Raw genomic sequence first — 15538 nt, 5'->3', positions numbered from 1 at the left:
AATTCCCTTATTTACTCAGGTACATGGTACGCCGGGCGTAGAGGTTGTAGAACTCGTCGTCCTTCAGGCTGTCGATAAACAGGATGCTCTCTCCCGTACTCTTCATCTCCGGCCCCAGGTTCTTGTTCACATTCGGGAACTTGTTGAAACTGAACACCGGCTGCTTGATGGCAAAGCCCTCAAGCTGGGGGTTGAAGGTAAAGTCCTTGAGCTTGTTGTGGCCCAGCATCACCTTGGTGGCGTAATTCACATAGGGTTCCTTGTAGGCCTTGGCGATAAAGGGCACCGTACGGGACGCCCTGGGGTTCGCCTCGATTACATACACCTTGTCGTCCTTCACGGCAAACTGGATGTTAATCAGCCCTACGGTGTTCAGGGCCAGGGCTATTTTCCGCGTATGGTCCTTGATCTGCTGCAGCACAAATTCCCCCAGGTTAAAGGGCGGCAGGGTGGCATTGGAGTCCCCGGAGTGGATCCCGCAGGGCTCAATGTGTTCCATGATCCCGATAATGTATACGTCTTCCCCGTCGCAGATGGCATCGGCCTCGGCCTCTATGGCCCCATCCAGGTAGTGGTCCAGCAGCAGTTTGTTGTTGGGGATTTTCCGGAGCAGGTCCACCACGTGGGCCTCCAGCTCTTCCTTGTTGATGACGATCTTCATGCCCTGGCCGCCGAGGACGTAAGACGGACGAACCAGGAGTGGGAATTTCAATTCATCGGCAAGTTCAAGGGCCTGGTCGGCGCTTTCGGCTACCCCGAACTGGGGATAGGGAATATCGTTGTCCTTCAGCAGGCTGGAGAAGCTGCCGCGGTCTTCGGCCAGGTCCAGGCTGGCAAAACTGGTACCGATAATGCGGATGCCGTATTTATCCAGCTTTTCGGCCAGCTTCAGGGCAGTCTGCCCACCCAGCTGTACGATCACCCCTTCGGGTTTTTCGTGCAGGATAATGTCGTAGATATGCTCCCAGAACACGGGTTCAAAGTAGAGTTTGTCCGCCGTGTCGAAGTCCGTGGAGACCGTTTCCGGGTTACAGTTGATCATGATGGTCTCGTACCCGCATTCGGCAGAGGCCAGAACCCCGTGCACACAGCAGTAGTCAAACTCAATTCCCTGCCCGATGCGGTTGGGGCCGGAGCCCAGCACCACAATCTTTTTCCGGTCCGTGACTTCGCTGTCGTTGGCCACATAGCGCTTCCCGTCCGCGGTTTCGATTTCCTCCTCGAAGGTGGAGTAATAATAGGGCGTCAGGGCCTGGAATTCTGCGGCACAGGTATCCACCAGTTTATATACCCGTTTGATGTCGAGGTTCATTCGTTTCTCGTGCACCTCGCTCTCCCAGCATTCCAGCATATGGGCAATCTGCCGGTCGGCAAACCCTTTTTGCTTGGCTTCCAGTAATAATGCCTTGGGCAGGGTTTCAATAGAATAACGGCTGATTTCCTTTTCCAACTGGTACAATTCCTCGTATTGTTTGAGGAACCACATATCGATCTTGGTGATCTCGTGGATACGGCTCAGGGGGATGCCCAGTTGGATGGCGTCGTAGATTACAAACACCCGGTCCCAGCTGGCGTGGGTCAGCTTCTGGATAATGGTGTCGTAATCCGTGTAGCCCTTGCCGTCTGCGCCCAGGCCGTTGCGTTTGATCTCCAGGGACTGGGTGGCCTTGTGCAGGGCTTCCTGAAAGGAACGCCCAATGCCCATCACCTCCCCTACGGCTTTCATCTGCAGCCCCAGAGTGCGGTCCGCCCCCTCGAATTTATCGAAGTTCCAGCGGGGGATCTTCACGATCACGTAATCCAGCGTGGGCTCAAAGAGGGCCGAGGTGGATTTGGTGATCTGGTTCTCCAGCTCGTCCAGGTGGTAGCCAATAGCCAGTTTGGCGGCTACCTTGGCAATGGGGTATCCCGTAGCCTTGGAAGCCAGGGCCGAAGAGCGGGACACCCGGGGGTTGATCTCAATGGCAATGATGTCTTCCTTCTCGTCCGGGCTCACCGCGAACTGCACGTTACAGCCGCCGGCAAAGTCGCCGATGGCGCGCATCATTTTGATGGCCATATCCCGCATCCGCTGAAAAGTGCGGTCCGAGAGGGTCATGGCCGGGGCCACAGTGATGGAATCTCCGGTGTGGATCCCCATGGGGTCCATGTTCTCGATGGTACAGATAATGACCACGTTGTCATTCTTGTCGCGCAGCAGCTCCAGCTCGTATTCCTTCCACCCCATCATGGCCTTGTCGATCATTACCTCGTGGATGGGGGAAATCTCCAGGCCGCGGCTCAGGAGTTCGTCAAAATCCTCCGGCCGGTAAACAATGGATGCCCCGGCACCGCCCAGGGTATAGCTGGCGCGAATTACCAGGGGAAACCCGAATTCCTGGGCGATCTCTTTCCCCTGCAGGAAAGAAGTGGCGGTAGCCTGAGGCGCCATGGGCACTCCGATACGCTCCATCAGGTCCCGGAATTTTTCCCGGTCCTCGGTAATGTTAATGGCGTCGATATCCACCCCGATGATATCGATCCCAAAGTCTTCCCAAATGCCCTTGTCGCCCGCCTCGATACACAGGTTCAGCGCGGTTTGCCCGCCCATGGTCGGCAGTACGGCATCGATTTCCGGATGATCCTTCAGCACCTTTACGATGGACTTGGTGGTAAGCGGCAGCAGGTATACGTGGTCTGCCATGGATGGGTCCGTCATGATGGTGGCCGGGTTGCTGTTGATCAGCACCGTTTTGATCCCGTCCTCGCGCAGGGAGCGCAGGGCTTGGGAGCCGGAGTAATCAAATTCGCAGGCCTGGCCAATGACGATGGGGCCAGATCCGATAATCAAAATGCTGTTGATGTCTTTTCTTCTGGGCATGCTATGAGTTTCGTGTTAGGCGGTTCAAGGATAAAAAAAAGGTGTCACTTTTAAAAAGCAACACCTTTAAACTTGTCAACAGGATATCCCATTTACTTTTTGTGTCGTGGCTCGGAGGAAACGCTTAATTTCTTGCGACCTTTAGCTCTTCTGCGGGCCAATACCTTTCTACCGTTGGCAGATGCCATACGCTCACGGAATCCGTGCTTGTTCCTCCTCTTTCTCTTGGATGGCTGAAATGTTCTTTTCATCTTGAATTGTTTTCCCCGGAATGAGGCCCGAAGGCTTAAAAAATCTGGGCGCAAATATACGAAGAGTTTTCGCAATCCCAAATGCACCCTCATTTTTTTTCGAAGACTTTTTACTACTTTTGCAGGGACGTTTATCGGCCCAGCCTTCCATGTATAAAACCCTTTTGTTTCTCGTACTTCTGACAGGGAGTGCCGGTATCTGCACCGGCCAGCAGCCGCTGGGCTACCAGTGGAAAAAAGGGGATGTTTTCACCGTAGAACAACGTTCTTTACAGGAAATGGAACAACAACTGCAGGGCGACACCCACAAGGTAAGCAGCACTGTTTCGGCCCTGCTGGAATTCAGGGTGATTGCGGAAGGGGCAGCAAGCAGCATCCTTGAAATGGCCTACCGGGACCTGTTTTTTCATATCGACAGCAGCCTGAAAGGCGAATTGCTGGATATCCATGCCCGGGAACTGGACAGTAGCAACGTGCATTCCCGCATATTCCATAGCATGTTGGATACGCCCGTTCGTCTGGAAGTGGACCCGCAGGGACACATCCTGCAGGTTTGGGGGGGAGACAGCCTGATCAACCGGATGGTTGCCCGAGCCGGAATAGAAACTGCTTTGGTCCGCACCCAGGTCCGCAAATCGCTGGAATCCCAGTATGGTCCCGAGGCTTTGGCGGCCAGCTGCGAACAGCTGACCCTGATCTATCCGAAAAAGCAGGCCGTAGCCGGGGCTACCTGGGAAACCCGGGCCCGCGAACCCCATGGCGGCAGCCACACCTGGACCCTGGAACACCGTGATACCGATCAATGGGTTATTAGCGGGGAAGGGGAAGTACGGATGAATGAAACCCAACCGGGGAGTGAAATGCGCCTGTCCGGACAACAACACTGCCGGATCCTGGCCGATGCCCAAACGGGCTTTCCCAAAGAAATGCGGGTGGAAGGCCATTGCGAGGGCTTTTCTACCATGGCAGAAACCGGCGGCCTGAAAATCCCCACACAAGTCAAGACACAAGTAACCTACACCCTAATCGATCACAGACATGTTCAATAAAAACATCAAAATCATACTGGCAGCTGCCCTGGTGGGTACTGCCGGATATCAGTTTGTCCAGGGCGAAATCGGAAACGGGATCATGCTGATCCTGCTGGCCCTGATTTTCGTATTCCTGTATTTCCGGAACGAAATCATCCTGATGGCCTTCCTGAAAATGCGCAAGCAGGATTTGGACGGCACCGAAAAATGGCTGGCGAAAATCAAGAATCCCGAGGCGGCCCTCACCACCAAGCAGCAGGGGTATTACAACTATCTGCACGGGATTATATACTCCCAGAAAAACCTCACCCAGGCCGAGAAGTACTTCCGTAAGGCTCTGAAGCTGGGGTTGAATATGGATTACGATGTGGCCATGGCCAAATTGAGCCTGGCGGGCATAGCCATGCAGAAACGCCGCAAACGCGAGGCCACTACCTTGCTTTCCGAAGCCAAAAAGCTGGATAAGAACAACATGCTTACCGAGCAGATCAAGATGATGCAGCAGCAGCTGAAAAAGATCTAAAGGGAATACCTCATAGCTGAAGGAAAGAAGCTTTAAAGCCTTCATTATGAAGGGGGTGAGCGCCCCTAATCCAGAGGTCGGGGTTGCAAACCCCTCCCCCGCCCGACTTCAAAATAAACTCGAAGCCTGCACCGGGCAATCATTGCTGGGGCGTTCCTGGAACTCAGGGTCCGAAACGCTTGCGGAGCTTATGCTGTACCCGCCCAAAAACGGTTACGCATCCTGCCAGCAGAAGCAGGCCCGAAAGGCCCAGGGTTACCGACAGGGGGTTGACCAGGGTCTCCATGGGTTAGCCATGTAATGTGCGTTTAGCCTGGCGACGATCAGGGCCCAACGGTATAATAGCCCTTCAGTGGAATGGCAATCTGGTATTTTTTACCGGAGGCATTGTTCAGGTGGGGTTCCCGCAGCCAGGGGTTGTGCCGCTTCAGGATCTTGTAGTTGATCTCGTACTGTTTGGCAAAAGCGGCAAAATCGGAAACCGGGGTATCCACTTCCACCTGGAAGGTGGGCACGTTGGTATAGAGGTCTTCCTTCCCGATATCGAAGCCGTACTTCTGCGGGTGGGACAGGATCTCCTTAATGGCCAGGATGCGGAACACATAACGCCCGGTTTCCTGCCCCAGCAGGAGTTCGTAGTAGTCGTCTGCCTTTTGAATATTCAGGTAGCGGTCAATAGAACCCGTACCGGTGTTGTAGGCAGCAGCAGCCATGGTCCAGCTGCCGTATTTCTCCTTGTATTTTTTCAGGTAACGGCAGGCTACTTCGGTGGCCTTCTCCAGGTGGTAGCGCTCATCCACGTTGTTATTTACCTCCAGGCCGTATTCCCGCCCGGTGGCCTTCATAATCTGCCAGAACCCGGTAGCCCCTGCCGGAGATACCACATTCTGCAAACCACTTTCGGCCACGGCCAGGTATTTGAAATCGTCCGGGACCCCGTTTTTGGCCAGGATGGGTTCTATCACGGGAAAGTACTTATGGGCCCGCTTCATCAGCAGCAGGGCATTGGACTGCCAGTACGTATTTACCAAAAATTCCCGGTCAATGCGCTCCATCACCTCCGGGTCTTCCTGGGGTACGGCTTCCCCGGCAAAATTCAGGTCTTCCGGGATTTCGATGGCGGAAATCCGGTAGGAAGGGGCCACCCGGGTTTGGTCTGCGGATGCATCCACAATCTGTTCGGCTTCTGCCTGGGGTTCCATTTGTTGTTGCACGGCAAATACCAGGGTGCTGAGCACGCTCAGGATTCCGATCGTCATCAGGGCATTCTTCAAAAAGCGCATGTCGGAGGGTTTAAGGGTTTGATTTCAAAGGTATAAAATTAGAACCTTGATCTTCTAAAATTATTGCGGGCAGGTGTTGGTTAAACCAGCGGAAGCGGTGGATGATCATGGTGTGGGTGCCGCCGGGAACCCGGATACAGGGACCGATATGCCCAATGGGAAAGACCGCATCCTGTTCCCCGTGGATGTGGACCAGCCCGGGCAACGGGCTGTCCCTTTTCCAGTTTACAATCTGCTCCAGGGCCCAGTCCAGGTAGGTCTTGTCGCGCATGGAGAGGTAGCGGTCGTAGAGTTCCAGCCGCCGGGTTACCGGGTCGCCAAAAGCGTACCGGGCCAGCACTTCCACATTCTCCACCAGGCTGGTGGGCAGTAACTTATGGAGTTTCGTGTATCGGGCCAGCAGCAACCGCCGGGGCATTTCCGCCTTGCATTTAATGCTGGAAATGATGATGACCTTCCGCGCCTGTACCCAGGCTGCCATTTCCTGCACTAAAAAGCCGCCAAAGGAAACCCCGACCAGCACCGGGTGCTTGTGCCGTATCCCGGCCGCCATTTCCCTGGCATATTCCTGCAGAGACATGCCGGGCCGGGGTACAAACCATTCCAGATATTCCACATGGAAGGCCTGCCCCGGGAGTTTCAGGTGTTCGAAGATCTCCGGGCTGGCGGCCATTCCGGGCATGAAGTATACGGGGATGGGTTCGGGATTCTGGGCTTTCAAAACGCGCTATAACTTAGGATTTTAGCATTTTTTTTGCTAACTTTGATGCTTGACGGCAATCGGGCAGATTATGTGCTAATGACCAGCCCGAACACATGACGAATTACGGCCTTTCGGGGTGCGTAATTTTTTTTCCGATATCAAATGTAAAGCAAACCATATGAACCAACTGGCAATTAAGGACAACAGTTTCCTGCGTCAATTCGAAACACGCGTAAACGGGCATCTCGCCAAAATCGAATATTCCTCCCAGGAACGCAAGGTATTTTTAACCAAACTCGTAATCCCGGAAGAAATTACACAGGATGGGTTCAAAGAAGATTTCATCAAAGGGGTGTTGCACCTGATCCAGGAACAAAACCTAAGGGTGGTGCCCACCAGCCCGCAGATTGCCGGATTCCTCCGGAAAAACCGTCAGTACAAGGAGATGCTGCCCGTAGGCATCCGGATCTGATCGAAAGTTTTTAATCCTCACCGCATAACGCGGAAGACCATCCCGGCCAGGCGCCGGGTTTTTTTATGCCGGAACCCCTGCCGGGATCGGCTCATAGCGCACCATCCCATCGGTATCGATTTCCGTAAGGCGCACCCGGTGCAGGGTATTCACCAGGGCAGGATCCCAAGGGGCTTTCACCTTCACGTAATTCTCGGTAAATCCATGGATATACCCCTCGCGGTTTTCGCCCTCCAGCAGGATGGTCCGCTCGGTCCCCAACTGGGACTGGTAAAATTGCCGCCGCTTTTTCTCCGACAGGCTCCGGAGCATCTTGCTGCGGCGGCGGCGTTCGGCCGGCTCTACCACCCCGTCCATTTCGGCTGCCGGGGTATTTGGGCGTTCGGAATAGGTGAACACGTGCAGGTAGGAGATGTCCAGGGCGTGAAGGAATTCGTAGGTTTCCATAAAATGCGCCTCGGTCTCGCCCGGGAAACCCACAATCACGTCCACTCCAATACAGGCATCCGGCATCACCTGCCGGATACGCGATACGCGCTCCTGGTATAATTCCCGGAGGTAGCGCCGGCGCATAAGTTTCAGGATGTCGTTACTGCCGCTCTGAAGGGGAATGTGGAAATGGGGTACAAAATGCTTGCTGGACGCCACAAAATCGATGGTTTCGTTCCGTAGCAGGTTGGGTTCAATGGAAGATATCCGCAACCGGTGTATGCCCGGCACGCGGTCCAGTTCACGAACCAGTTCCAGGAAGGTGTGCTCGTGTTTCTTATTGCCGAATTCCCCCTTGCCATAATCGCCGATATTCACCCCGGTCAAGACGATTTCGCGTATGCCCTGGGCCGAGATTTCCCGGGCTTGCTCCAGCACCTGCGCCAGGGTAGCACTGCGGGAGATCCCCCTTGCCAGGGGGATGGTGCAGTAGGTACATTTGTAGTCACACCCGTCCTGCACCTTGAGAAAGGCCCGGGTACGGTCCCCGATCGCGTAGCTGCCCACATAAAAATCCGCGTCCCGGATCTCGCAGGAATGCACCTGGCCATGGGTTTGTTTTTCCAGGGAGCCCAGGTAGTCTGCCAATTTGAATTTTTCCGTAGCCCCCAGCACCAGGTCTACCCCCGGGATGGCGGCAATCTCCTCCGGCTGCAGCTGGGCATAACACCCCACCAGGGCCACAAACCCCTCCGGATTGGCGCGCAGGGCCTGGCGCACTGCCTGGCGGCAGCGCTTGTCCGCATTGTCCGTTACCGAACAAGTATTGATCACGTAGAGGTCTGCAGGCTGGTCAAAACCCACTTTCTCGAAGCCCTCGGCTTCCAGATCCCGTGCAATAGTCGACGTTTCTGAAAAATTCAGTTTGCATCCCAGGGTATGAAAGGCCACTGTTTTCGGCATGGATTCGCTTATTTTTTTAGGCGCAGGGCCGCAAAGGTACGCAAAAGCCACGAGGGGTAAAACCCGGGGGCTGAAGCCTTTAGTACTTCCGCCAGTGGGCGGTGTCTGCAAACACCTGCTCCAGAATGCGGGCATCTTCTTCCGTAAAGGCCACATCGCGCCGGGCCATCATCACTTTGGCAGCCTCAAAGGCGCGTACGGGCAGGTACTCGGTAAAGCCTTTGGCCCCGCCCCAGCTAAAACTGGGCACAAAATTCCTGGGGAAGCCCGGAGTATAGATGTTGCAGTTCACCCCGATCACCGTTCCCGTATTGAACATGGTATTGATGGCGGTCTTACTGTGGTCACCCATCATCAGGCCACAGAATTGCAGGCCGGTATTTTCAAAACGGCCGCTCTGGTAGTTCCACAGCCGTACTTTGGCGTAATTGTTCTTCAGGTTGGAATTGTTGGAATCCGCCCCTATGTTGCACCACTCCCCTAAAACGGAGTTGCCCAGGTAGCCGTCGTGGCCTTTGCTGGAGTATCCGAAAATCACCGAATTACTGATCTCCCCGCAAACCTTGCCATGCGGGCCCACGGTGGTGGGGCCATAAATTTTGGCGCCCATTTTCACCACCCCTTTCTCGCAAAGGGCAAAGCCGCCGCGAATCATGTTTCCCTCCATCACCAGGGAGTCCTTACCGAGGTATATGGGCCCTTCCGTGGCATTGAGGATGCTGTATTCCACCTGGGCGCCGGGCTCCAGGAAGATACGGTCCGGGCGAATGACCCGGTTGGATTCCGGAATGGGCTGGGATTTCCGCCCGCTGGTCAACAGCTCAAAATCCGCTTCCAGGGCGGGGCCGTTTTCTGAAAAAATTTCCCAGGTGTTCCGCAGCAGTTGTACCGGGCCGGTATATGAAACGGCTTCCAGATCCCCGGCTCTGGCAGGGGAAATCGGTTCGGGGCAACGGTAGGCCAGTAATTCCTCCCCGGCCCAGAGGGCTTTGCCGGAAGGCAGGGCCTGTACGGCCTTAACCAGAGCGTCGTCCGGGAGCAGGCTCCCGCAGAGCATCAGGTTATCCGCCCCGCTATCCATGGGAAATTTCCCGGAGAGGTAGGCCTCGGTCATGTGGCTTACCGGGGCCTGCAGGCGGTGTTCCCACTTTTCGGCCAGGGTGAGAATCCCCATACGGATTGCAGCCACGGGCCGGGTAAAGGTAAAGGGCAGCAGGGAGGTACGGTAGCTGCCGTCAAAAAGGATGTAATGCATAGCAATGACCTTTGGCACAAAGGTAAGAAAAGGGGGGCAGCAGGGGGATGCGATCCGCCGCCTTTCCCGGCTGCTGGTCGAAAATCACCAAAAAAAAAAGCAATGCCGGCGGGCATTGCTCCTTATCTTGGCAAGCGGTCCGAAATTATTTCTTTTCGAACTTCTTGTATTTGTTCTTGAACTTGTCAATACGCCCGGCAGTATCCACCAATTTGGCTTTCCCGGTGTAAAACGGGTGGGAAGTGCGGGAGATCTCGAGTTTCACCAACGGATATTCTACCCCGTCCACTTCCAGGGTTTCCTTGGTTTCGGCGGTAGACTTGGTGATAAATACATCGTCGTTAGACATGTCTTTGAAGGCCACCAGTCGGTAATTGTCGGGATGAATCTCTTTCTGCATGATAAACAGCAATTAGTTTCCTGAATTTTTCAGGCTGCAAATGTAAACAATTTATTTTTAAATCCACGAAGGAAATCCGTCAAAAATAGCTGTCTTTTTTTTAACTTTCCTGTAACAAATTGGGGCTGTGGCCTACTTATAACGAAGGAATTCAAAACATCTGTATATTATGGAAGCTAACCAACCTACCACCAACAAATTTGCACTGAATTACGGCATCCTGCTGGGCGCCCTGGGCGTTGTCCTGGCCTTTATGCTCTACCTGCAGGACCTGCACTACCAGCAAGGTTTTTCCAACCTGGTTATCGCCTTTGTGCTTACCCTGGGGGTGGCCATTGTGGCTATGCTGCAGTTCCGTAAGGCGAACGGGGGTAAAATGACCTTTGGCCAGGCCCTGAAAATTGGGGTGGGCATGTCTTTGATCTCCGCCCTGATTACCATTGCTTTTAATTACATCCTGACCCATGTGATCGATCCGGATACCACGGATAAAGCTATGGCCTTTGCCGCAGAGCAAATGCGGGAGCAATACAACCTCACCCAGGAGCAGATAGACGCCCAACTGGCCATTTCCAAAAAAATGTCCGCCCCGTATATCCAGATCCCGCTGGGGATCATTTTCAGTGTAATCATCGGGTTCCTGGCCTCCCTGGTACCTGCCCTGGTGCTGCGTAAAGCCTGATTGGGAGAATCCCCGGGTTATTCGTTACCTTTGGTCCAAACCTGAAGTGAGGTATGCACCTTTCCATTGTCATTCCTTTACTGAACGAAGAGGAATCCCTGAAAGAACTCCACGATTGGATTGTATCGGTTATGCAATCCAATCGTTTTTTGTACGAGATCCTTTTTATTGACGACGGCAGCTCGGACGGCAGCTGGGAGGTGGTATGCGATCTGGCGGCCGAAAACCCCCAGGTGCGCGGCATCCGCTTCCTGAAAAATTTCGGCAAATCCCAGGCCCTGCACGCCGGTTTCCGGCAGGCCCAAGGGGACATTGTCATCACCATGGATGCCGACCTGCAGGACAATCCGGAAGAAATCCCGGAAATGGTCCGGAAGATTGAGGCTGAAGGCTATCAGATGGTTTCGGGCTGGAAAAAGAAGCGGTACGATTCCGTGCTGATGAAAAACCTGCCCTCCAAACTCTTCAACTGGGCTGCGCGAAAAACCTCCGGGGTCCGGCTGCACGATTTCAACTGCGGCCTGAAAGCGTTCCGGCGCGAGGTGATCGAGCAGATTGAAGTTTCGGGGGAGATGCATCGCTATATTCCGGTGCTGGCCAAGAATGCGGGGTTTTCCCGGATCGGGGAACAGGTGGTACAACACCAGGCCCGCAAGTACGGCCGCACCAAATTCGGGCCGGAACGTTTTATCAATGGCTTTCTGGACCTGATCACCATCTGGTTTGTCTCCAAGTTCGGAAAGCGCCCCATGCACCTCTTTGGGGCCCTGGGCGTGCTCATGTTTATTATCGGCTTCGGCTTTGCCCTTTACCTGGGCATCGACAAGCTCTTTATCAACCCCACCGGCCGCCTGCTTACGGACCGGCCGCAGTTCTTTATCGCCCTGACGGCCATGCTCATGGGGATTCAGTTCTTTATGGCGGGGTTCCTGGGGGAAATGATCCTGCGCAGCCGCAAGAGCGGGGACCGCTATACCATTTACGACCAGGTAAACCTTTCGACCGGCAAGGCCTGACCCCCACCCCCACATCCGGGATTTTTATCCCCTGCCCGGTCCTATTTAAAACGGGTAATGTACTTTTGCCAAAAACCCAATACCCATGCAATCTGACAAGGCTATTCTGGAAACGGCACGCACCTGGCTGAGCGACTTCTTTGACCCGGCCGTGAAAAAGGAAATCCAGGACCTGATCGACCATAACCCGGAAGACCTCAAGGACCGCTTCTACAAAGACCTCGAATTCGGTACCGGGGGCATGCGGGGTGTGATGGGCACCGGCACCAACCGCATCAACCAATACACCCTGGGCAAAAGCACCCAGGGCCTGAGCCAATACCTGCAGAAAACCTATGGGAAGGACGGGCTCAAAGTGGTGATTGCCTACGACTGCCGCCACAACAGCCAGTCCCTGGCCCGCACGGTGGCCGAGGTCTTTTCCGCCAATGGCATACAGGTCTACCTCTTTTCGGAGCTGCGGACTACCCCGGAACTCTCCTTTGCGGTGCGCTACCTGGGCTGCCATGCCGGCGTGGTGCTTACCGCTTCCCACAACCCCCCGGAATATAATGGGTACAAAGTGTACTGGACCGATGGCGGGCAGATTGTGCCGCCCCAGGACGGGGAAATCATTGCAGAAATCAACCGCCTGGACTTCAGCGATGTCCGCTTTGAGGCCAATCCGGACCTCATCACCCTGATCGACAAAGAGGTGGATGAGGCCTTCATTGAAGCTTCGGTAGCCAACGGCAGCATCGGGGCAGCAGGCCGGGATCAGTTTTCCATTGTGTTTACCTCCCTGCACGGCACCTCCATTACGGCCATTCCAGAAGTGTTAAAGCGCGCTGGCTACCCCAATGTGACCGTCATTGAGGAGCAGGCCAAACCGGACGGTAGCTTCCCTACCGTGAAATCCCCCAACCCCGAAGAACCGGAAGCCCTGGCTATGGCACTGGAAAAAGGGGAAGCCCTGGGGGCAGACATGGTGGTGGGCACGGACCCGGACAGCGACCGCCTGGGGATTGCCGTACGCAATGCGGAAGGCCGCCTGGAACTGCTGAACGGGAACCAGACCATGGTGCTGATGACCCGCTTCTTGCTGGACAAACAAAAGGCTGCCGGGCTTAAGGGGAATGAATATGTGGCGTCCACCATTGTTTCCACCCCCATGATGCCGGCCATGGCCAAGGCCTATGGGGTGGAATGCAAAACGTCCCTGACCGGCTTCAAATGGATTGCCAAGATGATCGTGGACTACCCGGACCAGCATTTTATAGGCGGCGGGGAGGAAAGCTTCGGCTTTATGGTCGGCGATTTTGTACGCGACAAGGACGCGGTAACCTCTACCCTGCTGGCCTGCGAGATCGCGGCCCAGGCCAAGGCGGACGGCAGCAGTTTCTACCAGGAACTCCTGCAGTGCTATGCGGACTTTGGCTGCTATCGCGAACGCCTGGTGTCCCTGACCAAGAAAGGCATGGACGGGGCTGCGGAAATTGCCCAGATGATGAAGGATTTCCGGGAAAACCCGCTGAAGACCCTGGACGGTTCCGAGGTGGTTCGCATAGACGACTACAATACGGCCGTTTCCCGGGACCCGCGTTCGGGCGAAACCGCCCCTATTGACCTGCCGCGCAGCAACGTGCTGATCTACACCACCGCAGACGGCACCCGCCTGGCGGCCCGCCCCAGCGGTACCGAACCCAAGATCAAGTTCTACGTGAGCGTAAACGGGCCCCTGGATACCCCGGATGGGTACGAGCAGGCCAAGACGGCCCTGGAAGCCAAGATTGACCGGGTGCTGGCCGAACTCAACCTGGAGGCATGAAGTACTTCCGGAAAATCCTGCGCTTTGCTGCCCCCTACCGGCGGTACGGCGCTTTGAATATCCTGTTCAACATCCTGTATGCCCTGTTCAGCGCCCTGTCCTTTGTGGCCCTGATTCCCATGCTGGAAGTACTTTTCGAACAGACCAAGCCTATTGAAAAGGCGCCTGTGTACACAGGAATCGGACAGCTGGAAAGTTATATCAAGGATTCGCTTTATTTCAAAATGGGCGCTGTGGCATCAGAAGATAAAATGCAAGCGCTGGTTTGGGTGATCGGACTGGTACTGGTGCTCTTCCTGTTGAAGAATATCTTCAACTACCTTGCCATGTACTTCATCACCTTTTTGCGCAATGGAGTTTTGAAGGACTTGCGCAACGCCCTCTACGACAAAATTGTGGGGCTGCCCGTTTCCTATTATTCCGAAAAACGCAAGGGGGATGTGATTGCCCGCATCACCTCTGATGTGCTGGAAATTCAGCATTCCTTCCTTTCCGTCCTGGAACTGATTGTTCGCGAACCCCTCACCATCCTCTTTACCATTGGGGCCATGTTCCTGATCAGCGTAAAGCTCACTCTCTTTGTATTCATCTTTATACCCCTCGCGGGCTTTTTGATCTCCAGGATCGGCAAGACCCTGAAGCGCAAATCGGATAGGGTGCAACAGGAACAGGGGACCTTTTTGTCCATTGTGGAGGAAACCCTTGGCGGGCTGCGCGTGATCAAGGCCTTTACGGCCGAAAATACTTTTGGCCGCCGTTTCCGGGCGTCCACCTCCCGGTTTTTCCGCTTTTCCAACAGCCTGCTGAACCGGCAGAACCTGGCCTCCCCCGTCGGGGAATTCCTGGGGATCCTGGTCATTGGGGTCCTGCTCTGGTTTGGCGGGCGGATGGTTTTGGTGGAAGGCACCCTGGACGCCTCTTCTTTTATTGCCTATATGGGGCTGGCCTATAACATCCTCACCCCTGCCAAGGCTATCAGCAAAGCCTCCTACGGGGTTAAGAAAGGCAATGCCGCCGCAGACCGGGTCCTCGAAATCCTGGAAACGCCCAACCCCATCCAGGACCCGCAGGACGGTCGGGTGTTGGAAGGGTTCGAAAGCGAACTGCGCCTGGAAGGGGTAAGCTTCAGGTACGACGGGGAACCCGTGTTGAAAGACTTCAGCCTGGCCATCCCCAAGGGGAAAACCGTGGCCCTGGTGGGGCATTCCGGCAGCGGAAAAAGTACCATTGCCAACCTGGTCACGCGCTTCTACGATGTGCAGCAAGGACGGATTACCCTGGACGGTGTGGATATCCGCCAGGTCACCAAGGCTTCCCTGCGCAAACTGATGGGCCTGGTTACCCAGGATTCCATCCTTTTTAACGACACGGTGCGCAACAATATTTTGCTGGGCCTGCCCGGGGCCTCCCAGGAGGCCGTGGAGGCCGCAGCACGCATTGCCAATGCCCATGAGTTTATCGCCCAGTTGCCACAAGGGTACGACACCCCTATCGGCGATAGCGGGAACAAGCTTAGCGGGGGGCAGAAACAACGCCTTTCCATTGCACGGGCCGTGCTCAAGAACCCGCCCATCATGATCCTGGACGAGGCCACCTCGGCCCTGGATACCGAAAGCGAACGCATGGTACAGGACGCCCTGGAAAAAATGATGCAGGGACGCACTTCCCTGGTCATTGCCCACCGCCTGAGCACCATACAGCATGCGGACCTGATTGTGGTGATGCAAAAGGGCGCCATTGTAGAAGCCGGAACGCACCGCGAATTGCTGGAAGCCAAAGGGGCATACTGCCGCCTGGTGGAAATGCAGCAGCTGGCCGGATAATAAAGGTTTTCAACGGCCCGTTTAAACCATTGGCCGCAGG

General features: G+C 55.1%; 15 protein-coding genes. 7 read left to right on the top strand and 8 right to left on the bottom strand.

Going from position 1 to position 15538, the window contains the following annotated elements:
• Nucleotides 1–7 precede the first annotated feature (7 nt).
• The gene (gene carB / locus OZ410_RS14225) at nucleotides 8–2860 is read right to left on the bottom strand and encodes a carbamoyl-phosphate synthase large subunit (protein WP_277708684.1); all 2853 of its coding nucleotides are present in this window, start codon (nucleotides 2858–2860) and stop codon (nucleotides 8–10) included.
• Nucleotides 2861–2952: 92 nt separating this feature from the next.
• Nucleotides 2953–3111, bottom strand: a complete 159-nt coding sequence (rpmH, locus tag OZ410_RS14220; RefSeq protein WP_088342410.1) for a 50S ribosomal protein L34 — start codon at nucleotides 3109–3111, stop codon at nucleotides 2953–2955.
• A gap of 164 nt (nucleotides 3112–3275) precedes the next feature.
• Here rpmH and OZ410_RS14215 point away from each other — a divergent pair, with 164 nt between their 5' ends.
• Nucleotides 3276–4160: a DUF6263 family protein gene (locus tag OZ410_RS14215; protein ID WP_277708683.1), complete on the top strand. Its 885-nt coding sequence runs from the start codon at nucleotides 3276–3278 to the stop codon at nucleotides 4158–4160.
• The gene (locus OZ410_RS14210) at nucleotides 4150–4665 is read left to right on the top strand and encodes a DUF2892 domain-containing protein (RefSeq protein ID WP_277708682.1); all 516 of its coding nucleotides are present in this window, start codon (nucleotides 4150–4152) and stop codon (nucleotides 4663–4665) included. The genes OZ410_RS14215 and OZ410_RS14210 overlap by 11 nt, the downstream gene beginning before the upstream one ends.
• Before the next feature lie 163 nt (nucleotides 4666–4828).
• Here the strand turns inward: OZ410_RS14210 and OZ410_RS14205 are convergent, their stop codons facing one another.
• The 3 genes from OZ410_RS14205 to OZ410_RS14195 are packed head-to-tail and all read right to left on the bottom strand — an operon-like array spanning nucleotide 4829 to nucleotide 6669.
• Nucleotides 4829–4951 carry a hypothetical protein gene (locus tag OZ410_RS14205; RefSeq protein ID WP_277708681.1) on the bottom strand — a complete coding sequence of 41 codons (123 nt, stop codon included), beginning with the start codon at nucleotides 4949–4951 and terminating at the stop codon, nucleotides 4829–4831.
• 37 nt (nucleotides 4952–4988) lie between these two features.
• A complete protein-coding gene (locus tag OZ410_RS14200; protein ID WP_277708680.1) occupies nucleotides 4989–5948 on the bottom strand; it encodes a lytic transglycosylase domain-containing protein in 960 nt (319 codons plus the stop codon).
• Between the two features lie 10 nt (nucleotides 5949–5958).
• The gene (locus OZ410_RS14195) at nucleotides 5959–6669 is read right to left on the bottom strand and encodes an alpha/beta fold hydrolase (RefSeq protein ID WP_338156662.1); all 711 of its coding nucleotides are present in this window, start codon (nucleotides 6667–6669) and stop codon (nucleotides 5959–5961) included.
• A gap of 160 nt (nucleotides 6670–6829) precedes the next feature.
• Here OZ410_RS14195 and OZ410_RS14190 point away from each other — a divergent pair, with 160 nt between their 5' ends.
• Entirely contained in the window at nucleotides 6830–7123 is a 294-nt protein-coding gene (locus OZ410_RS14190) for a GNAT family N-acetyltransferase (RefSeq protein WP_277708679.1), read from the top strand.
• A 63-nt stretch (nucleotides 7124–7186) separates the two neighbouring features.
• On the opposite strand, the gene mtaB is transcribed toward OZ410_RS14190, so the two are convergent.
• The 3 genes from mtaB to OZ410_RS14175 form a co-directional block, all read right to left on the bottom strand.
• Complete coding sequence (gene mtaB / locus OZ410_RS14185; protein ID WP_277708678.1) at nucleotides 7187–8515, bottom strand: tRNA (N(6)-L-threonylcarbamoyladenosine(37)-C(2))-methylthiotransferase MtaB; 1329 nt, start codon at nucleotides 8513–8515, stop codon at nucleotides 7187–7189.
• A gap of 79 nt (nucleotides 8516–8594) precedes the next feature.
• The gene (locus OZ410_RS14180) at nucleotides 8595–9770 is read right to left on the bottom strand and encodes a GlmU family protein (RefSeq protein WP_277708677.1); all 1176 of its coding nucleotides are present in this window, start codon (nucleotides 9768–9770) and stop codon (nucleotides 8595–8597) included.
• A gap of 145 nt (nucleotides 9771–9915) precedes the next feature.
• Entirely contained in the window at nucleotides 9916–10170 is a 255-nt protein-coding gene (locus tag OZ410_RS14175; RefSeq protein WP_277708676.1) for a type B 50S ribosomal protein L31, read from the bottom strand.
• Nucleotides 10171–10339: 169 nt separating this feature from the next.
• Here OZ410_RS14175 and OZ410_RS14170 point away from each other — a divergent pair, with 169 nt between their 5' ends.
• From OZ410_RS14170 to OZ410_RS14155, 4 genes are all read left to right on the top strand, one after another.
• Nucleotides 10340–10852: a DUF4199 domain-containing protein gene (locus tag OZ410_RS14170; RefSeq protein WP_277708675.1), complete on the top strand. Its 513-nt coding sequence runs from the start codon at nucleotides 10340–10342 to the stop codon at nucleotides 10850–10852.
• Between the two features lie 53 nt (nucleotides 10853–10905).
• A complete protein-coding gene (locus tag OZ410_RS14165) occupies nucleotides 10906–11868 on the top strand; it encodes a glycosyltransferase family 2 protein (RefSeq protein WP_277708674.1) in 963 nt (320 codons plus the stop codon).
• Between the two features lie 85 nt (nucleotides 11869–11953).
• Nucleotides 11954–13675 carry a phospho-sugar mutase gene (locus OZ410_RS14160; RefSeq protein WP_277708673.1) on the top strand — a complete coding sequence of 574 codons (1722 nt, stop codon included), beginning with the start codon at nucleotides 11954–11956 and terminating at the stop codon, nucleotides 13673–13675.
• A complete protein-coding gene (locus tag OZ410_RS14155) occupies nucleotides 13672–15498 on the top strand; it encodes an ABC transporter ATP-binding protein (RefSeq protein ID WP_277708672.1) in 1827 nt (608 codons plus the stop codon). Before OZ410_RS14160 ends, OZ410_RS14155 begins: the two co-directional genes overlap by 4 nt.
• Nucleotides 15499–15538 lie beyond the last annotated feature (40 nt).

Origin of the sequence: Robiginitalea aestuariiviva, from assembly GCF_029537735.1 — a bacterium.
GTDB lineage: Bacteria > Bacteroidota > Bacteroidia > Flavobacteriales > Flavobacteriaceae > Robiginitalea > Robiginitalea aestuariiviva.
Note: the sequence above shows the minus strand (reverse complement) of the source record. Positions and strands in the feature narration are given on the sequence as shown.